Genomic DNA, 21,495 nt, shown 5'->3' with positions numbered 1-21,495 from the left:
GAAGATATGTGATCCGTTCGTCAAAACTTTGTTCAGTTTTCAAAGGCCTGCGTTGCTGTTGCTTTCGTAAAAACGCAACTTTGATAATATATCATACGCTCAAGCCCGTGTCAACATTGAATTTCAATCGCTTGACTCACTGTTGATCACGCACCGTAGCGCACTTAATAATATAGCAGGCTGGTTCCGCAGTGTCAACGGCCAAAATGGCGTCCCTATGCTGTTTTCAATGAGTTATACGCTGATTTTCCCGAACTCATACCCGAACAGAATGTAAAAAAGAGTTACTTATTCTGTAAACAAGCAACTCTTTTTGACTAATACGGCGTCAATCATTCGGAAATAACCGAAAAACACATTAATTTAAGCCGGATGCATTTTCTTTAGTGATCTTGGTGATCCCGTGCATGTAAGGAACCAGCACATCAGGAATAGTGACGCTGCCGTCTTCGTTCTGGTAGTTTTCCAAAATGGCAGCAACAGTCCGACCAACGGCCAAACCGGAACCGTTCAGGGTGTTAACCAGATGTACTTTGCCGGCCGTATCCCGATACCGGATTTGGGCACGGCGTGCCTGAAAGTCTGTACAGTTGGAGCAGCTGGAAATCTCCCGATACGTATCCTGAGCAGGAATCCAAACTTCCAAATCGTAAGTCTTCGCAGAGGTGAAACTGGCATCACCCGTGGATAGTGCAACAACATGGTACGGCAGTTTCAATTTTTGCAGAATTTCTTCGGCATCGTTGGTCAGCTTCTCCAACTCGTTCCAAGATTCTTCCGGCTTCACGTACTTGACCATTTCTACCTTGTTGAACTGGTGCATCCGGATCAATCCCCGGGTGTCCCGGCCGGCAGAGCCGGCCTCGGACCGAAAGCACGGCGTCAGCGCGGTGAAGTAAACGGGTAATTGCTTCTCGTCCAGGATCTCGCTGCGATAGTAGTTGGCCAGCGGTACTTCGGCGGTCGGGATCAAGGTCAACGGTTCGTCTTCATCAATGATCGTGTACACGTCCTGGGTGAACTTAGGAAATTGGCCAGTGCCGAACATGGACTCTTTGTTGACCAGGTACGGCGGAATGATTTCTTGGTACCCTTCCTTTTGGTGTTCGTCCAGCATGAAGTTGTAAATGGCGCGTTCCAGCCGAGATCCCAATCCTTTATAGTAGACAAAACGTGCGCCGGTAACTTTGGCAGCCCGATCAAAGTCCAGAATACCAAGGTCTTCCCCGATATCCCAGTGGGCTTTGGGCGTAAAGTCCCAGGTGGGCAGTGCGCCCCACTTGCGGACTTCTTTGTTATAGTCCTCATTGGGACCAATCGGCACGTCTTCTTTCGGGATGTTTGGCAGCCGCACCAGAATATAGGTTACTTTGTCTTCCAAATCGGCCAGTTCTTTGTCCAGCTGCTTGATCTGGCCGCCTACTTCCCGCATGGCCTTAATTTCAGCACTTGCATCGCCCTTGGCCCGCTTCGTCGCAGCAATTTCATCAGAAACCTTGTTGCGTTCGGCCTTGAGTTCTTCAGTCGCCGTGATCTTCTCCCGCCGGTGCTCGTCCAGCTTCAAGAGATGGTCAATTTCTTCCGGTTTGATGCCCCGGGTGCCTAGGCGTTCCTTGATCCAATCCGGCTTCTCCCGGATCAATTTCATATCCAGCATGTAAGTTTCCTCCTCGTAGTTAATGAAGCAAAAGAAAAAGACCGACTTCGTCCTAAAAACTTAGGGACGAAATCGGTATTTCGCGGTACCACCCAACTTCACGCTTCCGCGTGCACTCGTGACTGCGGTATCGGGCAGTATCCGGTCGGTTATTCGCCGACAACTCAGCGCTGGAAATTGACTGTCGTGACTTGCACCTGCCGTCACGTCTCTGGAACAGTCCTAATAGGCGCCTCAACGTTTTGCTTTATTTACGATAAGAATACCATAACCCGTGGTGCGGGACAATGGTTCCAGAAAAGTTGTAGAATGACCAACAACACGATTGTGATAGGCCGCTGGTTGTCCCACTATGTCTTCTAAGTAACCGTTCGCATTTTGCATATGCTGGGAGTAACTTGGAAAAAAGCCTTACAAATCGGTGTTTTCATATATCGTTTTCAACCGCATTGTGTCAGTTTCAACAAGAAGTTTTTGCCGAAACTGACAAAGATGCTATACTTGAATTGTCAGTATACCGATTACTATTACGTGGGGGAGGGCTCTGTATCAAATTCGAAAAGTTGTTTTTTAGCAAGCCTGAACAGAAACGGTTTCGCATGCTCGAAGTGATCAACCGTGAAAAGGGCCGATCGTTTACCATTAACGATTTGGCCCAGCTGCTGGACATGAGCTATGCCAAGACGTACAACACCTTTCAGGCCCTATTAGAGGACATCGATGCACTCAGCCACGGTGAGTGGGTTTCCCATACCATGGCGACGATCAACGGTACCGACCTGGGCATTCCCCTGGATTGTTACGCCTCTTCTTACTCAAACGTTCCGTTGAGTTCCAGGTCTTTGACTACGCCGTTCAATCGGCCCGGGCAAACCTAGAATCTTTTTGCGCCCAGCATTTTATTTCGAAATCAACACTGTTGCGGAAAATTGCCTCACTGCGCCACTTCTTCGAAACCTACAATATCAACTGGTCAACCACGACCCTGCAGCTCAAAGGGGACAAAAAGCAGATTCGGTTCATCCTGAACTCGATCTACTGGGTCGCCTTCCATGCGCAGGAATGGCCTTTCCACACGGTCAAACACGACGATGTCGTCCGGATGCGCAAGGATATCCAAACGCAAGAATTCAATCCAGTCACTTCGCTGCAGCTCGACATGTTTTTAGGCCTCTGCCGCACACGGGTGGGCACCGGCTACCCCATGACTTCCATGGCCACATACCAGCAGATTTTTCCGGATCAGAATTACTTCACCGCCCCCTTGTTGGAGCAGCGGATGTATCCGACTCTGGACAAGCTGTCCCTGAATAACGAGAACCAATTCCTGCAGTTCTACTTCCACATCGTATTGAGCTCCCGAGAGAACGGCAACGAGTCCTTCGCTGAGCTTTACTACTATTTGAAGAAAATCGGCGGCATTGCCTGGGACTTCACTCATAAATTCTTCGACTTCCTGCGCCCTTACCAGCGCAACGATGATCCCAGTCTGAACGACAATCACCTCCTGGTGGCCAACTTCGCCAGGACGGTCGTTTCCGTCCTGGTCATGACCGGTCACCGTTTCGGGCTGGACGACTTCAACTCCGCTTATTTTCTGGATGACAGTACATCGGCCATGTCGAAGCTGATGTACAAGTACTTCGACCAAGAGACGGGCAATCCAGAATTTGCGCCGTTACGGCCTTATCGCCAGGAACTGCACCATAATTTGGTGCTGCTTCTGGCGCCGTATCTGCAATCCGTGCAGTCTGATGACAACGTCAAGGTATATCTTTTGACTGAGCACAATGGCTTCTACTCCCGGGTATTGGAGATCTTCCTCCACGATATCGGCTTCGTGCACATCATGGCAGAGACTTCAGACCCGGCGGATGCAGATTTGATCATCAGCAGTTTGGCCAATCCGAAGCTGCTGGAGGATGCGCTGCATCTGGATCCGAGCAAGGTGTTCATTTGGTAAGCTGATGAGAACGCTAAGCAGTATTACGAGCTTTATGTGCGGTTGCGGGAGCAGTATCAGAACCACTTTATTAAGGCCGGGGCTGCTGAGGATGCGAAAGAAGCGGAAGCTGCCGCAATTGCCGAGGCACGTGATACGCCCACAACAATTCCGACGAGAAACAAGAACAATGCAGCAAGGAACAATATCTTCTTCCAGTAAGGCCGTTGACTCGAACTTTTTCTTATCAACTTTCCGACCTCCCCCAAAGAAGTATTTCAATTCCTTGTAACTTCATGATACCAACCTCGCGGCCGGCGTCAACATCACATTTCGTCAAGAATTCTTCTTAAAAGTGATAAAAGTGTGAAGATTTATGCGCTTAGCCCGTAGGAATACTCGCCAACATGCGGATTTTCCGGGTCAGTCTGCACGGTAAACCCGACTCTCTGCAAGACATCGCTGATCCGCAGCAGATCATCGTGCCCGTCGAAAGACGATACCACACCGTCAATGTTATGGAAGCCATTCTTGCGGCCCAAGCCGATCAAGGCTTGCAACGCCACAGTGGCTAAACCATGATTTTGATAATCGAAGAAAGCCAGCTTTGACGCTGCCCCCAGCGTTTCCAGAACACTCACGTGGATCGACTTAGTCCACGGATCGAAGTGGAACATCAGCTGCGTCTGATATTCCACGATTGGGTGCTGATGGGCATCCAGATTCATATAGGGTGTGAATACATAAATCGATGCAGTCTGCCTCTTACTTTCTGCAGTCGTGAAATCGGTGTAGGCGACGTATTGCGTTACCCGCGGTTCGTTGCTGGATGGTTCGTCCAGTTGCGCTAAGGCCTGCAATGCCGGGTTCTCCCTAATACCCTTAATCCGGTCTGTCAATACCTTTGATAGTAGTGCTGAATCCATTTGCGATCTCCTCTCCCCACTCAGCAATCGCCTGTGGTATGCACTACTAGTATAGCATGATTTCAGAAAGTAGCCGCAGTTTGCAAGGCTATTTCCATATCCAAATTTCCCACTTATTGGGATCGGCCTTGAACCAGCTTGGTAAAATTGCGGAAATATGGAAGCCAAGCTTCCTGAAAAGAGCCTTAGCTGGATCATTTTCTCGATCAACAACGGCCGCTATTGGCGTGTGTCTTCCTATTATTTGTTTGAGCACCGCTGAAGCAATTCCCTGACCGCGTAACGCGGGGTCAATGATTAAGCCGACTTCGCTCACCCCGTCATCGTGGGCCAGCAACTCTAAGTACCCGACGTTGTGCCGATTGACCATAATTGCTTGAATCTGGTCATCCTGAGCGAAGGCGTGTACCCGGAATTGAGCATCCGTCAGACTTCGGACAGGGTAAAAGTTGACTGCCGGTGAGAAATTCACTTTGCTTCCCCAGTCAAATAGATCGGCGGCGTCTTTTTCTTCAAATTGGCGTAAACGAACAGTGTTTTCCATTGTATCCTCCAAACATCTTGGTGACTGCGCTACAATAAGATGGTAGGTATTAATTCGAAAAGGAGCGGTTGTATCGTGCAAGAGATTAACCAAACATTGACTGAACCAGCTTTCTTCAAGTGCTTTGTCCATGCCCCGAATCCGGAGATCAAGCGGACTAAATACCCGGCCATCATGATCGTCCCGGGTGGGTCATACACCCATATTCCGGAACATCAGGCAGAGGACTTGGCGTTGGCCTTCTTTGCTCGGGGGTTCCAGGCGTTTTATTTACGATACCACTTCATCGGCGAAAAGACGCCCCTGCTGCCAAGTCCGGTCTATGATTTAGGTCAGGCCTTGGCGAATATTCGCGATCACGCTACTGAGTGGGCGGTGGACCCGAGTCAAATTGCTGTCGCTGGTTTTTCCGTTGGCGGTCAAGTGGTGAGTTTGTACGATACGATGCGGTCAGAGGACTCCTTTGCCAAGGATTCCGGTATTGCTGAGCCAGTAAAACCCAAGGCCGTTATTCTGGGGTACAGTGTCACTCGCTTGGACGACAACTTCCCGCCGCAGGATAAGATTCCGATGCATCAGTTAACGGACGATGTGCCGAGTACGGACGCTCGGAATCACAATGTGGCTCAGGCCAGCCCCACGTTTATCTGGAACACGGTAACGGACAATGTTATCTCGCCGTTGAATTCGTTGGATTATGCGACTTCTCTAGTCAAGAATAATGTCAGTGTGGAGTTGCACACCTTCGTGGAAGGACCGCACGGCTTAGCGCTAAGCAATGTCTTGACCGCGTGGCGGCCAGGTACTGATTTGCCGCACGTGGCCCACTGGGTACCGCTGGCTTTGGAATGGTTACGTTATTTGGGGATCGACACGATTCCGGTAAACTAGGGGGAAACACAATGAACTTTTTCGTCACCAATACGGTGGGCAAACAAAGCTCGGGGATTGAGCATTCTGAGATGAAACGGCTGTAGCTGTTTCTGGAGCACCAAGTACCGGCAACAATCGTCACGACGAACTACTATTCACGTTTTCATTTCAACTTTAAAGAAAATGGTTTGACTGACGATACGAGTCTCAACATGTTTGATTTCTTTCTCGGTAATCTGCATGTGCCGCAACGTTCAAATACAGTCAAGGAATGGTTGGCCAATTATTCTGGCAGCGCAACTGACTTGGGTACCGATGTGGTTGAGGGAAACATCCAAGTGCATGGCTGGCGTGTAATCGACGGCGATCAACAGTTTTTACTCCGCGAAGATGTCCAGAGCGGACAAATCAGTTCCATTGTGTATGGTACAACTGCCAACTTTATTAAGCACAGTGAAATCTATGATGATCGCGGCTTTAAGACGCTGGATAATATCATGGGTGCCGATGGCCGAGTGACGGAACAACGGTTCTTCTCACATACTGGTGAGCAAATCATTATTTGGCGTTTGGACGGTAAAGGCGCTACCCGATCGATTTTCTTGAAACATCAGGGTGAACAGCGCATATTTATGAATAATGACGGTTTGATCACATACTTTCTGGACGTTATCAATCAAGAAAACGGCGGGGACAACCTGATTATCAGTGACCGATACGAAAATACGCCCGCCCTGGCGCGAATGAAAACGCCAGCGCGGCGTTACGTTTACATCCATAACGTCCATGTGTCTGATCCGACCGATCCGCTGCACGATCCAAAGCTGAATTATAACTATGCCTATGTTCTCCAACATCCCCGCCAATTCACCGGGATGATCACCCCGACCTATCACCAGGCCAACGATATCAAGCAGCGTTTCGGTAAGGACTTGAATGTGGTTGTCATCCCCAGCGGTTCAATTGAACCAAGCAGCAACCGGATTGCAATCAATGACCGCCCGCGCCAGCATCATATCTTATCTGTAGCGCGGATTTCTCCAGAGAAACGACTAGATCTGCTGGTTCGCGTCGCAGCTCTAATCAAGAAACAAATTCCGGATGTTATTTTGGATATTTACGGTTTTGTCACTGATCCGCGCAGCGGTATCATTTTGAACAATACCGTTAAAGAGACGGACATGGCTGGCAGCGTTCATTTTTACCCATATACAGACCAGATCATGCCAGTCTATGATGAGAGTACTGTACTGGCCCTAACCAGTGCCAATGAGGGATTCGGTCTCGCTCTGATTGAGGCTGAAAGTCGCGGTGTACCACTCGTTTCCTTCGATATCAACTACGGTCCTAATGAAATTATTGAAAACGGCAAGAACGGCTATCTGATCAAAGATGGGGATATTGACGATATGGCTGCTAAAATCATTACCATCTTCAAGGACCCGTTCTTAAACCAAAAGTTGAGTACCGGTGCGTATGAAGCAACGAATAAATTCTCGTCGGCTAACGTTTGGCAAGCATGGCAGAACATCGCAAAAATTGACACTCAGACACCGATTAAGTAAATACCAGACAATAATGGCGCCATCCCGATTAACAGGACGGCGCCATTTGTATCCTATGCTGTGCGCTACAAAGTTTCAATATCCGTTTCAGGCAATGTCGTCCGCGCCGCCGCCAGCAAGTTCGGATCACTGACATACGCCGTCTGAATTGCCAAATCCCCGCCAAGGATTTCTGCCCAAGCTTGGGGCGTAGACTCCGGCGTTAGAATCGGCACCAGCGTCATGTCGGTCCGCGCCTGCAGTGCCTTATTCAACACAAGCATCGGATCAGCCTCAGTGATCAATTGGCTGTCCGCTGGTAAAATCTGACTCAGCCACCAAGCGGCGAGTTCCACATCGCTGGCCAATTCCTGGATCACGTTGCGCTGCTCATCCAACACATGAATGTGTTCTGCGTCGGTGCCATACTCCTTGATCAGCACAACGGAACCGTCCACTCGATAGAAGTTCTCATTAGTGACCCGGCCGGTATTGGCATTGATCGACTGAGTAACGGCCACGTGGCCGGCCGCGTCCCAGAAGTCCCGCCGCTGGGCATTGCCCGGCAAATTGAAATACGTCACCATCCGCACTGAGCCATTGGAACGGTATTGCACCCGAGCCATTAAATTATTTTGCCCGTCCAGGTATTCCACCGTGGCGTTGTCCGGTGTCCCCTGGGTGTGCCAATCAGGCTGCAGGTTCAGTTTTGCCGGAGCAGCAGCCGGTTGTTTCGTCTGGCGCAAGGCAGTATACATATTCGTCCAAGCCAAAGACTGGGGCTGTTCGTTCCCCAGCAGCTGCAGCAGCCGGGCGGAGTCTTCCTCTTCATAGGCGGTCGTGTACAGGTGAACGCTCTGTTCGCCGGCTTGCAGCAAGCGGCCGACGACACCGCGCAGGATCGCTGCTTGGGCCGGGTCTCTGGGCAGCATCGGGAAAACTAGGGCGGCCGGGCGGACTTTAGTTTGCGGCGCTGGCTGCTGGGCCGGGGTCGGTGCGGTCAATGGAGCAGCGTGTAATGGCGGCGCACTCGGCGCACTGCCTGCACTGCTCACCCGGGGCGCAGCTTGGGGGATATTCGGGATAGTCTCCATCCCAGCCACATCTTTGCTCAGCACATTTAAGAGGGGCTGAATCGTCGCAAGCTGTTCGCTCAACGTATTTTGCACATCCCGCGCCTGCTGGTGCTGGTCATCAATGGCCTGGGCTGTGCGGTTGACCTGTTCTTTTTGCTTCTCTAAACTCGCGATCTGCTGCTTTAGCCGGGCCACCTGGGCTGGCCGGCGCCGCTTGGCCTCCTGCAGCTGGCTGCGCTGGGTGTCCCAAGTCTTGACTTGATCCCGGGCCGCTTCAATTTTCTTATTGACTGCATCAATAGCCGCTTGGCCATCATGCAACGTGGCTTGAATCTGGCCAATCTGATTAGTCAGATCCTCCCGCTGGCCGCGCAGGGAATCAATACTGCCCTGCTGTTCAGCAGTGAGGGCAATCATCTCTTCCAGATTCTTGGCCTTCCGGATCTTAATGGCGATCCGATTTTCTTCGGCCACGATACCCTGCATTTTATCCTGCAGCAGGGACTGCTGGTGACGCTGATCCTTCTGCTCGGTGAGTAGCGGCTGGAGCTCCTGCTGGTGATTGGGAATCGTCGTGCGGTTGATGTCATCGATTCTTTCCTGTAACGCTTGGATCTGCCCGTCAAAATCCGGCGGCTCGTCGATGGCCTGCTGGTCACTGGCGATCCCAGCATCTAAATCATCGCTGGTCTTTTGACTGTCGTCGGCCAGTTTGGTCAAGCGATCCAGCTGGGTCGCAATTTGTTCACTGGTCTGCTGCAGCGTCTGCTCGAACTTGTCCGCGAGCTGCCGTAATTGACCGGACTGCGTCCCCATTTGGCGGGTCGCGGTCAGCCGTTCCTGCTCCAAGTGATGCAGGGTTGATTCGATCTGATTCAATTCATCTTGCGCATTCATTGATTTCTCTGCTCCTTTGCCACATGTTCAGCGCTTGTCAGGGTATCCATCGTAACGACTGGGATCGCCCAGCCGGCGAGTTGCTGAATTTGGTCAACATCCTGCCGGGTAGGCACCAGCAACCAGTGGACACCGCTCAGCTTAGCCCCAAGATTCGGGTCGGTCAGTGTCCGATCGGATAATAGTGGAATCGTCTGCTCCCGCAGGCTGCCTTTGATAATTTCCGGACACAATGGGTCGTCGCCGGGCACCACCACCGTGCTTGCCCGAGCGGTCTCGTCATGACTCAGCCAATCCGCTATGAAGGCCGCCATTGACGGCCAATCTTGGGTGGCTTGATTGAAGAAAGTCTGCACTGCTGCCGTGCCCTTGGTGTACTGAAGCTTCAGCACCGGGCCGCGATCCCGCCGATAATAGGTTACCTCGCTCACATCCCGCTGGTGCACGATGATCTGGGTGTACAGCAGCAAGTGCTGGGGAGAAAAGTAATCATATAGATAATGCTCAGCGTCCACGTTGTAACCGATCCAATTCAGGGTACCATCGGGCCGATAGTACGCCCGATAGTCGCCGACCGCGGCGTAAGTCCCAGAGCGAATCGTCGGGTCATCCTTGCCCCGCTTTAAAGGCACCGTTACCGGTAATTCCTTAGCCGCAAATGGTTTGGCCTTACCGACGCCTTGGAGGGTATCGAATAAAGAGGCAAATTCCACATTGGCCTGGGTGCCAACTTCATTCAAGAAGCGGCTGATTCGGTCCACAAAATTAGCCGTATAACTCGTCACAAGCACTCGAATCTGGATTCGGTGGGCGCCTAAGAATTGGAACAACGCCCGCAAGTACTGGAGCAGAACGGGTTCCAATTTGGTGGGCAGTGTGGTCAGGACGATCAAGTACGGCCGTGTCGTTGGCAAATTGAGGGCCAATGCACCCTCGTCAGTCAAAGGGATCGGACCGGTACTTGCAGCCGGGGTCACAGCTTGATTAGTAATTGGCGTGGGGTCGGCCCCGCTGGGATTGACCGGCGCTGGGGCGGCCTCGACCGCTGTTGGTACCTGCTGCACCGCTTCCCGAGTCAGCGCGGCGCCATCGACTAATCCGCTGGTCATGGTCTTTTGGACCTGACCAATGGTTTGGGTCAGCCGATCTTCCCCCCGGCTCAACCGGACCAGGCCATCTTCCAATCCCTGAATCTGATCCTGCAGATCGGTCAGATGCTGCTGACTGTCGCGCAATTGATCCTGAATCGACACTGGGGCGTTGATCTTTGCGCTTAACGCGTGGGCCTGTTTCACAAGCACCGCCCGCTGGCTGATCTTCGCCGACAAGTCATCATTCATTCGAGTCAACTGGCTGGTCAGATCCGTTACGGCTGCCGCCGCCGCTTGTTCTTTCTGGGCCAGCTCAGCCAATTGCCGGTTGCTGTCCGCCGCTCGGGATTCTTGGGCAGCAACCATTTCCGTGATCTTGACCAGATCGGTTTCTTGGCGAATGGCGTCTTCCTGCCGCTGCAAACTGCTGTGCAGGATGTCCTGCTGGCCGTGGAGCGACTGCACCGTATTTTTCGCCGTTTCCCGCTGGGTGCGCAGCTGGCCCTCTTGTTCGGTCTGCGCACTGATCTGCCGAGTCAGCTCGTCAATTTGCAGCTGCAATGCATGCCGCTGCCGCGGCCATAACTGGGGATCGTCCACCGCTTGCTGAATAGTCGCCGTCACCTGCTGATAATGCTGCATCTGGGCCTGTACCGCGGCCAGCTGATCCTGCACCCGGTCCTGTTCTCCCCCAACTTTATCTAAGGCTTCATACAGCCCCCGCAAATATTCTTTGGCCACCTGCACCAATCGGGTTTGGCTGTGAGCAAAATACGGCTGTAATTGATCGACCTTTGCGTTAATCACATCCAACGCCGTTTGGATCGCCGCTGATTGTGCCCCTTTTTTATCCGTTGCCATGTCTACCCCTCCAGCCCAAGTTTTGCTTCCTGCCTATAGTATCCAATGTTGCTCCCCATTAGGCAAGACAGGTCAGGCAGAAAACGCGATGAGCAGTGCAATGAAAGCGCGGTTGAGGATGATGAGGCCCAAAATCGGCACCAGCACATTCCGGGTGTGCCGGTAGGCCCACAGCATGGGAATCGCCTGCATCCCGGACAGCCACACGTTCTGCATGAAGTTGGGATTGATTGGCGTCGTCATCAGGCCGGCATAGGCCAGCGCCGCCAAAATATTGGCCAGAAACTTGGTTAGCTCCGGTATGAACCGCTTATTCTGGGGCAAGAAGCGTTTGCCTAGCTGATAGAGGGCTAAGAATATCAAGATCAAGGCGATCACTTGCCCGGCCATCATCAAAATATACCGGACCGTCACGATCCAGTAATTATGCCAGGAAGCCATTTCCCCGATATCCAAGGCGCTGGACGAGTTGTCGACATAATGAGCCTGGACAAAATCCGCAAATAACCGGCCGATACCGTTAAAGATCAGCGTCAGCAAGCCATACCAGAGGGTGAGAAAGGTGTCCCGCACCCGCCATTGGGGGAAAAGCCGGCGCAGACCGAGCCCGCCAAACGCCCACCAAACACTGCCCAGCACTAAACCAAGGAACAGCAGGCCGGCCGCAATCACCCGGATATCCAAACCGAGACTGCCATGCATCTGAAACTCGGTCAAGGATGGCGTGAAATAGATACTCAACGGATTCTTGGTATTAAACAATAAGTAAATGAACCAGATCGTTGCTAGGATCTTGATCCAAGCATTGATATCACCGACCGGCTCTTCTTCACTATAAAGAGACGGCCATAACCGGCGTTTTGATGGATTAGTTGTCATTTCGTTGCCGCTCCCTTCTGCTGCAGCTCCGCATCAACAATGGCTTTGAACGATTCCAAATTCAGGTGGACGAGCCGATCGATGTGGTCATGGCTGGTTCCGCGATATGCCCGCGCCGACGATTCGAAGTTGGCCCACAGAGTCCCGCCGCTGGTCGAAATCTGTTCCAGGTGGGAGGGGGCGTAGAATCGGGCCAACGCATCCGACTCCCGATAGACCGACCGATTGCGGTTATCAAAGACCCACAACCGGGATCGCCCGGGACCAAATGATTGGGACAAAATGATGTAATTCTTGTAGAAGGCCATTCCTTGGACTTGGGTCAAAACATCCTGCTTCAGCAAGGCGTTCGTAATCGTCTCGAAAATATTCGTGCCCACCTTGATCGAGTTGGTGCCGGTCAAGCGGCCATTCTTGCTCAGCTGATAGTGCTGGATGTTGCCAGTGCGATACGAACCAACATACAGCTTGCCGGCATCGTAAGTGACAAAAGACGCCCGGGTGATTGATCCCAGCAGCGCTCGTTGATGATACGCAATGGGCTTCTTCGTTTTATTCAAGTCGTATTTTTCAATATCGCTCAACTTGATCGATACCAGTTCAGACTGGCGATTACGCTGGCTGCACACCCAGACCAGCTGGTTGCGCGGGTCATAGGCCACTCCGCCGACATGCGGCGTGACTTTCAGCACCACCGTCTTAATATACCGGCGGGTTTTCAAATCTTGGACGTAAAGCACGGAATTATGGAAGCCGTCATGATCGTAAGCTGATGTAATGAGATATTGACCCGCCACGACCACACCTTGGGGTGTCATAGTCGTACACATTTCGAGACTGCCATCCTGAACGCTGATTGATTGCGTCGCGTTGGTTCCGGGCATAATGGGAAAATCCGTGTACCCGCCCAGCGAACTCTTGCCGCTCTCAATATCAGCCACACTCGTGAGCCGGGCAAAGGCGTCAAAGGCCTTGTATTTTTTCATCGTCTTCTCAAACTGCGCCTGACTATACACCGGGGCAGTGGTCGTTGTCGTCGCCGTGGTTGGCGGTTCGGTTTCTTTTAATTTTAAATACCGATAGCCCCAGCCATAATAGCCTAGAAATAACGCTGTCAGTACGACGGTGACCCCCAGTATCCACCAGCTTTGTTTCGTGATCCGCATAGTGTTCCCCCATCTACAACAATATATGAATAGTGTATACTATTTTACCCATATCCTGGACCTGGTTTCCAGAAAAAGGCTTGTGGTATCATGGGTTTAAGTCTTTTCAGAAAGCGTGATGATTCGATGTCTGAGTTACCTATTTTGAATTACGATCCGACCCAAAAGGCGGTCATTAACCCATTCCGGCATGAGGGATATCACTTTCCGCCAAAAATGCTGCTGGCTTTTGTGACACCGGATCATTTAGCTGATTTCTACGCGGAGTATCATGCCCAAGAGATCGGCACTCTGCTGACTTTCTCGAATGTGGTCCGGGTGCAGCAGATTCGCTTCCACGGGGAAGCCATTGGTATCTGCCCCGCGGTGATCGGCGCCCCGGCTTCGGCCCAGATCATTGATTTCTTGATTGCTTACGGCGCTAAACAAATTATTGCGGTGGGTTCCTGCGGTGTTCTGCTGGATAAACCGGAAAACACCCTGCTGGTAGTGACCGAAGCACTGCGGGATGAAGGCACTTCCTACCATTATTTACCGGCAGCGCCGAGTATTCGGCTGGATGCGGACATGGCGGCTGCCATTCAAACCAGCCTGGCCAGCGTTGGCCAACCGGCCAAGCCGGTCAAAACGTGGACTAACGATGCCTTTTTCCGGGAAACGCCTGCGTTGATCAAGCAATACACTGCCGCCGGCTATGAAGTCGTGGAAATGGAATGTGCCGCTTTAGCCGCCATCGCCCAATTCCGTGGGGCCAAATTCGGTCAAATTTTGTTTACCGCCGATTCACTGGCTAATCAAGAGAACTACGATGCCCGGGACTTTGGCCGGGCGTCGCATACCCGGGTGCTGGCACTCGGCGTCAATTGTTTGGCCGATTTGAATTAATTTGGCCTTGTTCTTGCTTCTTTGGTGCACTACCATGGAAGTTGCTTGCCTCCCTAGCGCAACTGGATAGCGCAACGGTCCTCGGAACCGTGGGTTGTGGGTTCGAACCCCACGGGGGGCATTTTGATATTTAGCGTGCATAATGCACGCTTTTTGTTTACCAAAGCGGTCTTATATGGGTATACTTAAATAGTTCATATTGAATTTCATATAAGGAGTGATTCGATGCATTGGTTATGGGTATTGATCGTTGGCGCATTGATTGGGGTAATTGCCGGAGCAATTACGAGTAAAGGCAAGTCCATGGGCTGGATCAGCAACATTCTGGCCGGCTTGATTGGCTCTTCGATTGGTCAAGCCATTTTTGGCAGCTGGGGTCCGCAATTGGCCGGCATGGCCTTGGTCCCGTCGATCTTAGGTGCTGTCATCCTGGTTGCTGTGGTGTCGTTCTTTGTTGGACGCAGCGCAGATTAACACGCAAGCCGCCGATTCTGGCGGCTTTTTGAGTGCAAAAAAATTCCCTTCGGTCGTCTAAATCGGAGGGAAAAGCTGCAACTGGGGAGAAGCAGCGTCAGTATGATCGACTATCGTCGGGCTTGGGGCCAGCAAATGAGTTAACGTTATCCACCCGACGACTGTATTATACTGCTAATCGTCTTTTATGAACGTACTTATTTTAGATTTTCTTCTTAATCCCCAATGGTTCACGGTCCTCGCCCTATGCTAAAATAAGAGTACATATGTTATTCATTGGACAAGCAAGGAGAGAAAAATTGTGGGAGAAATCATTCATAGTATTGGGCCATGGGGAGTCGTGGCCCTCTTCGCTGGCGCCGTCGGTCTGCTGATCTTTTTTCATCGGCTCAGGAGCCGCCAATCGTTTGGTCGATGGGCGCTTTTAGCTGCCATCCTGTTGCTGACAGTCGGCATCGCTGGCTGCGGTACATCAGACCAGTCGGCCAACACGGCCAATACAGCAAGTGTCAAAAAGCTGACTGCTAAGGAAAAAGCCGCTCAGGCGGAAGCCAAATCATTAGCCGCCAAGAAGTCCAGTCAAAACGCTGTGGCGGAATCACTCAGCAAAAAACGCTCGGACTTGGAAGACGAACTGGCCGCCAAAGAATCTGCAAAGGCAGAAGCGGCCAGCAAGGAATCTGCACGCCAGGCGGCGGCCTCTTCTTCTGCCGCTGCCCAATCGTCTTCACTGGCGGCGGCAGCTGAGAGCAGCAAACAGGCCGCAGCGGCCGAAAGCAGCAAACAGGCGGCGGCGAGCAGTTCCCAAGCCGCTGCTGCCGCCCAGCAAACCCAGACGGCCCAAAGTCAACGGGGCGACATGAATACCGCCGAAACCGGAACTATCGTCGGCAACGTCAACTCCAAGATCTACCACGTACCCGGTCAGGCCGGCTACCGGATGAATTCCGCCAACGCGGTCCACTTTAATACGGAGCAGGATGCCATCAACGCTGGTTATCGGAAAGCATTGCGCTAGGGAGGCCAACACGATGAAATTACGCAAATTAATGCCGCTGGTGCTGGCCGCCGCTTTTTTCTTCGCAGGCTGCAGCACTGGCCAACCAGATAACCAGGCCGCCCAGCAGTCGTCTCTGCAAACCACGGTCAGCCGCTTAGCGCAGACCAACAAAAACACCGCCGCTAAGATCAAAGATCAGGCGGAGTCCATGTCTTTGGACAAAGAAGTGATCAGTGAGCTGGAAAAGAAGCTCAGCAAACAACCGGCAGCACCAAAACAGGAGAGTGCCAAGCCGACGGCGGCCGCATCAAGCACTGCCGCCCCAGACCTGGCCAAGCTGAATTATTCCGGCACGCCGGAAATCACCGTGAACAACAACGATCCAGGTTTTTCAGCCAGTGACCAAAGCACCGCCAAGGGCGGCTGGGAAAGTTACGCCGACCTGGACAGCTTGAACCGGGCCCAGGCGGCCAACGCTCTGTTAAACCGGTCCTTGATGCCTACCAGCAAACGGACCGCCCTCACTTGGGACCCCACCGGCTGGCGGAACAAGCGCACCGCCCACGGCTGGCTGTATAACCGCAGCCACCTCATCGGTTTTCAGTTGTCTGGCGAGAACAACAACCCGAAGAACCTGATTACCGGAACGCAATCGTTGAATAATCCGCATATGCTGGCTCATGAGATGGACATTGCCTACTATTTGAAGCAGAGCAATCAGCACTTCATCCGCTATCAAGTCAAGCCGGTCTATCGGGGTAACGAACTCGTTGCCCGCGGCGTGCAGATGCGGGCCCAATCCGTCGGTGATAATACGGTGCGGTTCAATGTGTATATTTTCAACGTCGAACCGGGCTATACGATCAACTACACTGACGGTACCAGTGTAAAAGGCTAAAGAAATCCCTGGGTGTCAGACTGAACCGTCTGGTACCCAGGGATTTTCTGTCGCTACCATTACCGGCTGTTTGGATGCCGCAACGCATAGCGCGGCGTCTGTCCGGTCATTTCTGCCTCTTGTTGAATGGTTTCCAGAGACTTGCCCGCCGTTTCCGGCGCACACTTAATGACGAACACCAAAGCGGCCAGGTTCGTACCCACGAATACGCCGAAGGAGCCGGCCATACCCAGGTTATGGACTAAGATGGGAAAGGTGTCGCCCACCAGAAAGTTGCTGAGCCACAGGAAGAACGTGGCGAACCCCATCCCGAGCCCGCGCAGCCGGCCGGGAAAAATTTCTGACAGCAGCAGCCAAGTCATGGGTGAAATGGCGCCTTGGAAGAATGCGAGGAACAGCATCGTCAGGCCAACAGTTACATAGGGTTGGATGGCGCTGCCGTTGAGAAACTTCACGACCAAGGCGATGCCGGCCATCACCCCGGTAGTACCGACCAGGCCCGTGATCAAGATCGTACGCCGCTTGACACTGCCCATGATCCGAATCGCCACGAGGGACATAACCACCGAGACAGCCCCGTTGGCAATATTGGCGATCAACGCGCCATCCCGGCCAAATCCGGATGCCTCTAGAATAGTCGTCCCATAATACATGATGATGTTGACTCCGGCAATCTGTTGAGTAACGCCTAGGCCAATGCCAATCAGTACCAATCGGCGGATCCAGGGCGTACCCAGGTCTTTAAAACTCGGCCGGGCCGTAGTTCGTTCGGCCTGCATCGCCTGGTTCATCTCTGCCATTTCTAACTGGGCCTCGTGCTCGGAACGAATGGTGTGGAGCACCCGCAGAGCCTCGCCTCGTTTACCGTGGGCCGTCAGCCAGCGGGGTGATTCTGGGACAAAGTTGATCCCGATCCACAGCACGATTGCTGGGATCGTGGCCAGCACGATCATCCAGCGCCAAATACCGTGGACGGTACCAAAAGTCGTCCCGAGTACCGCATTCAGGATGAAGGCCAGCAGCTGGCCGGTCACGATCATCAGATCATTCTGAGTGACCATCTGGCCGCGAATGCTTTTCGGGGCAATTTCTGCCAGAAAGCTTGGTACTAAGACAGATACCCCGCCGACCGCGACGCCTAGAAACAAGCGCGCCAGCGCGAGGACTGAAGCACTGGGAGCCAGTGCGCTGAGGGTTGTCATCAAGGCAAAGATAACCGCTAATATCCGAATCGTCCAGCGCCGCCCGCGCTTGTCGCCGATTCGACCAATGACCATAGCGCCAAGGGCCGCGCCGAGCGTCAGCGAGCTGGTTGCCAGGCCTCCCATCTGCGGGCTCATATTCAATTCACTGGGCTGCGCCATAAAGGGCAGCGCCCCGTTGATCACGCCGGTATCATACCCGAAGAGCAGCCCGCCGCAAGTGGCGATCAGCGAAATGATTCGTAAGCGCCGCCTCTGGGGCTTAGTCAAATCTTGAGTCATCGCCGCATCACATCATGGTAAATAGTCAATTGATTCTGCAAAATACAAACGCCTCCTGCTTTTTTAGCAGTCGATTTGGTGAGTACAAAAATAGCCGCAAATCGCGTGCGGCTGGCAAAACACAAAGTAACCCATTGCATCTGATACTTGAATATCTAAAAAAGATGATAAGTCATGGTGGTGCTCTCACTAAAAAATACTTGCTCCGTCAATAACCGACTGCAAGTCTAGTATAACACTGATCCAGGTTTCAGAAAATTGAATAACCCGCTAAAAAAGCAGCCGTAATTTGACTGCCGCCCCGCCCCCATCCCAGCGACTGGCGTGGTATCCTACAATAGAAGAAGAAAGAGGGTCCTCATCATGGCAGAAGAAGCAAACGGAATTAACGAGTACCATCAATTATTCGGCCACGCCACCCATGATCCGCAGGTGCTGTTCAAATTTTTAGTGGTCGCTGTGTTCCAGCCCGGCTTGAGCTGGAAGGCCGCCGCCAGCAAGCTGCCGGAGTTCGACCGGGTCTTTGCCCATTTTGATGCCCAGAAAGTAGCCGGTTACGATGAAGAAACGATCGAAGAAATCGAGAATGACCCGGCGATGATCCGCAATCCGCGTAAAATCCGGGCCATCGTCCAAAATGCCCGAGCAATCGTTCAGCTGAATCCGGAGTTCAAAGACTTTGCGGATTACCTGTGGTCATTTCAAGGAGCGGATGGAAAGACCGTCGCCAAGGACATGAAGCAGCGCGGCTTTACTTTTGTTGGCCCAACCACCATCCAATTAATGCTCGTCGGTACGGGAATCGCCCCGCACCCAATGAAATAGGAAGAGATTTTTTGCCAATGTATGATTTTGTCACTGTCCCGCCTCGCCGCCACACGAATTCAATCAAATGGAACGTTCAGGACACAGAACTGCCGATGTGGATCGCGGATATGGAATTCGAAACCGCGCCGGAGATCAAGGCGGCGCTGCAGACCAAAGTGGCCGCGGGTATTTTCGGTTATGAAAAAGTGCCGGCCGAACTGTTCACCACCGTGGCGGCTTGGAATCAGCGCCAGCATCATTTTTCTTGTCCGCCGGAGTGGATGCTGTTTGCCACCGGTGTGATGCCGGCGATTGCCGCCATTATTCGGCGGTTGACCAATCCCGGAGATAATATCGTCTTGCAGCCGCCGGTATACAACATGTTTTTTAACGCCGTGGAAAGCAACGGGCGGCATATTTTAGCGAATAATCTCATTTATGATGCCCATGACTTATCCTATGCCATTGATTTTGCGGATCTGGAGAAAAAACTGGCGGATCCCCAGACGACCATGATGCTGCTGTGCAACCCGCACAATCCCATCGGCAAGCTGTGGTCTCGCGACGAACTGATCCGGATCGTGACGCTGTGCCGAGATAATTCAGTGACCTTGATCAGCGATGAGAGCCATCGCGACTTGGTATTGGCTGACCATGACTACGTCTCCATTGATTCCCTGCCGGCCGATTTGATTCAGCACACAATTGCCACGGTATCGCCGAGCAAGACGTTCAATCTGGCCGGCTTGCACGCGGCCATCGTGACCATTCCCAATCCCGCGCTGCGGGCGATCGTCGCGCATGGTCTGGCGGTGGATTGGCTGGGGGAGCCCAATCTTGTGGCGATTCCAGGCACCATCGCAGCGTATTCTGAAGGTGACGCCTGGCTGGCCGCTCTGAAGGCGCACTTGCGGAACAATGTTGTTTTTGCTCAGGATTATCTTGCGCAGCGTTTACCGCAGATCAAATTTGCCGTGCCGGAAGCTTCCTATCTGTTGTGGTTGGATTGCACGGCTGTGACCAGCAACAGTGCTCGGCTGAATGACTTCCTGCGGGAGAAGACCGGTTTGGTCTTGGCGGCCGGGACGGATTACGGCGCCGCCGGCCGGCATTTCCTGCGAATGAACATTGCCTGTCCGCAGACGATGCTGGCAGACGGGCTGGCGCGGTTGGCGACCGGAATTCAAGAGTATCAGGAATAGCAAAAAATCCGAGGACGGCCGACCGTTTCCTCGGATTTTTTTTAATTACAAAATATGAATATCATGGGCCGCACACTCATCGATCATTGCTTGCGGCCAAACACTCGCCTGTACTTCCCCGACGTGGGCCTTGCCCAGCAGCAGCATGCACAACCGTGATTGACCGATCCCGCCGCCAATGGTGTACGGCAGCTCTTCGTTAACGATCATCTGGTGATATGGCAGGCGCAGGCGATCTTCGGCATCCACGGACTTCAGCTGGGCCAGCATGGCGTCCTTATCCACCCGGATACCCAGGCTGGAAATCTCCAACGCCCGCTGCAGCGGTTCATACCAGAACAGGATATCACCGTTCAGCGTCCAGTCGTCATAGTCCGGTGCACGACCGTCATGGCGCTTGCCGGACTTCAGCGGCCAACCGATCTGCATCAGGAAAACACAGCCCAGTTCCTTGGTGATCGCGTCTTCCCGTTCGCTGGGCGTCTTATCCGGCCAGCGGTCTTCCAGTTCTTGCGTGGTAACAAAATGAATTTCGTCCGGTAAATGATGGACCGCTTGGGGATACTTGTACCACACCTCGTGCTCCATGTGCTTGATGACTTTGAAAATTTCCCGAACGGTCTTTTTCAAAGTATCCGTGTTGCGCTCGTCTTTGTCGATGACTTTCTCCCAGTCCCACTGATCAACATAAATCGAGTGGAAATTGTCCAGGTCTTCGTCCTTGCGAATGGCATTCATGTTGGTGTACAGCCCCTGGTGCATCCCGAAGCCATAACGTTTGAGCGCCACCCGCTTCCACTTAGCCAGGGAATGGACGATTTCGATCCGTTCATCCGGCAGATCGGCCATATCAAACGAAACCGGCTTTTCCACCCCATTCAGGTTGTCATTCAAGCCAGTGGATTTTTCCACAAACATCGGTGCTGATAACCGGGATAAATGCAGTTCTTTACCAAACTCGTCTTGGAAGGTTTCCCGAATATAACGGATGGCTTCTTGGGTTTGGCGGATAGACAACTTCGGATCGTATTCTTTGGGAATCGTGAGATGCATAATGCGGCCTCCTAATTTTTAACGACCAGCACCGGCTGGGCTCTGGTCGTTTTAGTTTGCGGGGCAAACAAAAAGTCATTCGCCCCAATTCAAGGGACGAATGACAATTCGCGGTACCACCCAAGTTGCCTATCCAAAATAGGCCGCCTCACACAGCGTACTAACATACGCCTCCGGATGGTAACGTACCGGTAACGTCGCGGCCTACTAGCAAAACGTTCAGCGCGAGACTCGGA

General features: G+C 52.6%; 19 protein-coding genes and 1 tRNA gene. 11 read left to right on the top strand and 9 right to left on the bottom strand.

What is annotated here, in order from left to right; all coding sequences use genetic code 11:
- Nucleotides 1–358 precede the first annotated feature (358 nt).
- A complete protein-coding gene (gene serS / locus H627_RS0103590) occupies nucleotides 359–1,657 on the bottom strand; it encodes a serine--tRNA ligase (RefSeq protein ID WP_027827831.1) in 1,299 nt (432 codons plus the stop codon).
- 599 nt (nucleotides 1,658–2,256) lie between these two features.
- Between serS and H627_RS20315 the strand changes: the two genes are divergently transcribed.
- Together H627_RS20315 and H627_RS0103580 are read left to right on the top strand one after the other, a co-directional pair.
- Complete coding sequence (locus H627_RS20315; RefSeq protein ID WP_027827830.1) at nucleotides 2,257–2,535, top strand: hypothetical protein; 279 nt, start codon at nucleotides 2,257–2,259, stop codon at nucleotides 2,533–2,535.
- Complete coding sequence (locus H627_RS0103580; protein ID WP_162143220.1) at nucleotides 2,454–3,620, top strand: helix-turn-helix domain-containing protein; 1,167 nt, start codon at nucleotides 2,454–2,456, stop codon at nucleotides 3,618–3,620. Before H627_RS20315 ends, H627_RS0103580 begins: the two co-directional genes overlap by 82 nt.
- Before the next feature lie 353 nt (nucleotides 3,621–3,973).
- Here the strand turns inward: H627_RS0103580 and H627_RS16815 are convergent, their stop codons facing one another.
- Together H627_RS16815 and H627_RS0103565 are read right to left on the bottom strand one after the other, a co-directional pair.
- Nucleotides 3,974–4,525 carry a hypothetical protein gene (locus tag H627_RS16815; RefSeq protein ID WP_146995374.1) on the bottom strand — a complete coding sequence of 184 codons (552 nt, stop codon included), beginning with the start codon at nucleotides 4,523–4,525 and terminating at the stop codon, nucleotides 3,974–3,976.
- An 88-nt stretch (nucleotides 4,526–4,613) separates the two neighbouring features.
- Nucleotides 4,614–5,069 carry a GNAT family N-acetyltransferase gene (locus H627_RS0103565; protein ID WP_027827828.1) on the bottom strand — a complete coding sequence of 152 codons (456 nt, stop codon included), beginning with the start codon at nucleotides 5,067–5,069 and terminating at the stop codon, nucleotides 4,614–4,616.
- Nucleotides 5,070–5,144: 75 nt separating this feature from the next.
- Here H627_RS0103565 and H627_RS0103560 point away from each other — a divergent pair, with 75 nt between their 5' ends.
- A complete protein-coding gene (locus H627_RS0103560; protein ID WP_027827827.1) occupies nucleotides 5,145–5,960 on the top strand; it encodes a lp_1002 family arylesterase in 816 nt (271 codons plus the stop codon).
- Nucleotides 5,961–6,130: 170 nt separating this feature from the next.
- Nucleotides 6,131–7,507, top strand: coding sequence for a glycosyltransferase (locus H627_RS0103555; protein WP_152319339.1), 1,377 nt, complete (start codon nucleotides 6,131–6,133; stop codon nucleotides 7,505–7,507).
- Between the two features lie 65 nt (nucleotides 7,508–7,572).
- On the opposite strand, the gene H627_RS0103550 is transcribed toward H627_RS0103555, so the two are convergent.
- The 4 genes from H627_RS0103550 to H627_RS0103535 all read right to left on the bottom strand — a co-directional run bounded on the left by H627_RS0103550 (nucleotide 7,573) and on the right by H627_RS0103535 (nucleotide 13,456).
- Nucleotides 7,573–9,459 carry a hypothetical protein gene (locus H627_RS0103550; protein ID WP_027827825.1) on the bottom strand — a complete coding sequence of 629 codons (1,887 nt, stop codon included), beginning with the start codon at nucleotides 9,457–9,459 and terminating at the stop codon, nucleotides 7,573–7,575.
- Nucleotides 9,456–11,411 carry a coiled-coil domain-containing protein gene (locus H627_RS0103545; RefSeq protein WP_027827824.1) on the bottom strand — a complete coding sequence of 652 codons (1,956 nt, stop codon included), beginning with the start codon at nucleotides 11,409–11,411 and terminating at the stop codon, nucleotides 9,456–9,458. Before H627_RS0103545 ends, H627_RS0103550 begins: the two co-directional genes overlap by 4 nt.
- A 72-nt stretch (nucleotides 11,412–11,483) precedes the next feature.
- Entirely contained in the window at nucleotides 11,484–12,290 is an 807-nt protein-coding gene (locus tag H627_RS0103540) for a hypothetical protein (RefSeq protein ID WP_027827823.1), read from the bottom strand.
- Nucleotides 12,287–13,456, bottom strand: a complete 1,170-nt coding sequence (locus H627_RS0103535) for a YncE family protein (RefSeq protein ID WP_051225134.1) — start codon at nucleotides 13,454–13,456, stop codon at nucleotides 12,287–12,289. The genes H627_RS0103540 and H627_RS0103535 overlap by 4 nt, the downstream gene beginning before the upstream one ends.
- A 126-nt stretch (nucleotides 13,457–13,582) precedes the next feature.
- Here H627_RS0103535 and H627_RS0103530 point away from each other — a divergent pair, with 126 nt between their 5' ends.
- The 5 genes from H627_RS0103530 (at nucleotide 13,583) to H627_RS0103510 (ending at nucleotide 16,713) form a co-directional block, all read left to right on the top strand.
- Nucleotides 13,583–14,341 (top strand): nucleoside phosphorylase, encoded by a 759-nt coding sequence (locus H627_RS0103530; RefSeq protein ID WP_027827821.1) that lies wholly within the window; start codon nucleotides 13,583–13,585, stop codon nucleotides 14,339–14,341.
- Between the two features lie 47 nt (nucleotides 14,342–14,388).
- Nucleotides 14,389–14,462 (top strand) — tRNA-Arg (locus H627_RS0103525).
- A gap of 104 nt (nucleotides 14,463–14,566) precedes the next feature.
- On the top strand, nucleotides 14,567–14,815 hold the full coding sequence (locus H627_RS0103520; protein ID WP_027827820.1) for a GlsB/YeaQ/YmgE family stress response membrane protein: 249 nt from the start codon (nucleotides 14,567–14,569) through the stop codon (nucleotides 14,813–14,815).
- Nucleotides 14,816–15,116: 301 nt separating this feature from the next.
- On the top strand, nucleotides 15,117–15,833 hold the full coding sequence (locus tag H627_RS0103515) for a sunset domain-containing protein (RefSeq protein WP_051225133.1): 717 nt from the start codon (nucleotides 15,117–15,119) through the stop codon (nucleotides 15,831–15,833).
- Nucleotides 15,834–15,846: 13 nt separating this feature from the next.
- On the top strand, nucleotides 15,847–16,713 hold the full coding sequence (locus H627_RS0103510; RefSeq protein WP_027827818.1) for a DNA/RNA non-specific endonuclease: 867 nt from the start codon (nucleotides 15,847–15,849) through the stop codon (nucleotides 16,711–16,713).
- Between the two features lie 59 nt (nucleotides 16,714–16,772).
- Here H627_RS0103510 and H627_RS16810 read toward each other — a convergent pair whose 3' ends face one another.
- Nucleotides 16,773–18,197 (bottom strand): sugar porter family MFS transporter, encoded by a 1,425-nt coding sequence (locus H627_RS16810; RefSeq protein ID WP_051225132.1) that lies wholly within the window; start codon nucleotides 18,195–18,197, stop codon nucleotides 16,773–16,775.
- Nucleotides 18,198–18,560: 363 nt separating this feature from the next.
- Here H627_RS16810 and H627_RS0103500 point away from each other — a divergent pair, with 363 nt between their 5' ends.
- Complete coding sequence (locus H627_RS0103500) at nucleotides 18,561–19,022, top strand: DNA-3-methyladenine glycosylase I (protein ID WP_081674608.1); 462 nt, start codon at nucleotides 18,561–18,563, stop codon at nucleotides 19,020–19,022.
- Nucleotides 19,023–19,039: 17 nt separating this feature from the next.
- Nucleotides 19,040–20,206: a MalY/PatB family protein gene (locus H627_RS0103495; RefSeq protein WP_027827816.1), complete on the top strand. Its 1,167-nt coding sequence runs from the start codon at nucleotides 19,040–19,042 to the stop codon at nucleotides 20,204–20,206.
- A gap of 45 nt (nucleotides 20,207–20,251) precedes the next feature.
- Here H627_RS0103495 and asnA read toward each other — a convergent pair whose 3' ends face one another.
- Nucleotides 20,252–21,259 carry an aspartate--ammonia ligase gene (asnA, locus tag H627_RS0103490; protein WP_027827815.1) on the bottom strand — a complete coding sequence of 336 codons (1,008 nt, stop codon included), beginning with the start codon at nucleotides 21,257–21,259 and terminating at the stop codon, nucleotides 20,252–20,254.
- Nucleotides 21,260–21,495: the final 236 nt, after the last annotated feature.

Origin of the sequence: Schleiferilactobacillus harbinensis DSM 16991 (genome assembly GCF_000425885.1) — a bacterium.
In the GTDB taxonomy this organism is placed as follows: domain Bacteria; phylum Bacillota; class Bacilli; order Lactobacillales; family Lactobacillaceae; genus Schleiferilactobacillus; species Schleiferilactobacillus harbinensis.
The sequence above is the reverse complement of the archived record's forward strand: the minus strand, read 5'-3'. Positions and strand labels throughout refer to the sequence as shown.

Coding starts and splice junctions, on each gene's coding strand:
- serS (WP_027827831.1), bottom strand. CDS start 1,657: ATGCTGGATATGAAATTGATCCGGGAGAAGCCGGATTGGATCAAGGAA.
- H627_RS20315 (WP_027827830.1), top strand. CDS start 2,257: ATGCTCGAAGTGATCAACCGTGAAAAGGGCCGATCGTTTACCATTAAC.
- H627_RS16815 (WP_146995374.1), bottom strand. CDS start 4,525: ATGGATTCAGCACTACTATCAAAGGTATTGACAGACCGGATTAAGGGT.
- H627_RS0103565 (WP_027827828.1), bottom strand. CDS start 5,069: ATGGAAAACACTGTTCGTTTACGCCAATTTGAAGAAAAAGACGCCGCC.
- H627_RS0103550 (WP_027827825.1), bottom strand. CDS start 9,459: ATGAATGCGCAAGATGAATTGAATCAGATCGAATCAACCCTGCATCAC.
- H627_RS0103545 (WP_027827824.1), bottom strand. CDS start 11,411: ATGGCAACGGATAAAAAAGGGGCACAATCAGCGGCGATCCAAACGGCG.
- H627_RS0103540 (WP_027827823.1), bottom strand. CDS start 12,290: ATGACAACTAATCCATCAAAACGCCGGTTATGGCCGTCTCTTTATAGT.
- H627_RS0103535 (WP_051225134.1), bottom strand. CDS start 13,456: ATGCGGATCACGAAACAAAGCTGGTGGATACTGGGGGTCACCGTCGTA.
- H627_RS0103530 (WP_027827821.1), top strand. CDS start 13,583: ATGTCTGAGTTACCTATTTTGAATTACGATCCGACCCAAAAGGCGGTC.
- H627_RS0103520 (WP_027827820.1), top strand. CDS start 14,567: ATGCATTGGTTATGGGTATTGATCGTTGGCGCATTGATTGGGGTAATT.
- H627_RS0103510 (WP_027827818.1), top strand. CDS start 15,847: ATGAAATTACGCAAATTAATGCCGCTGGTGCTGGCCGCCGCTTTTTTC.
- H627_RS16810 (WP_051225132.1), bottom strand. CDS start 18,197: ATGACTCAAGATTTGACTAAGCCCCAGAGGCGGCGCTTACGAATCATT.
- H627_RS0103500 (WP_081674608.1), top strand. CDS start 18,561: ATGGCAGAAGAAGCAAACGGAATTAACGAGTACCATCAATTATTCGGC.
- H627_RS0103495 (WP_027827816.1), top strand. CDS start 19,040: ATGTATGATTTTGTCACTGTCCCGCCTCGCCGCCACACGAATTCAATC.
- asnA (WP_027827815.1), bottom strand. CDS start 21,259: ATGCATCTCACGATTCCCAAAGAATACGATCCGAAGTTGTCTATCCGC.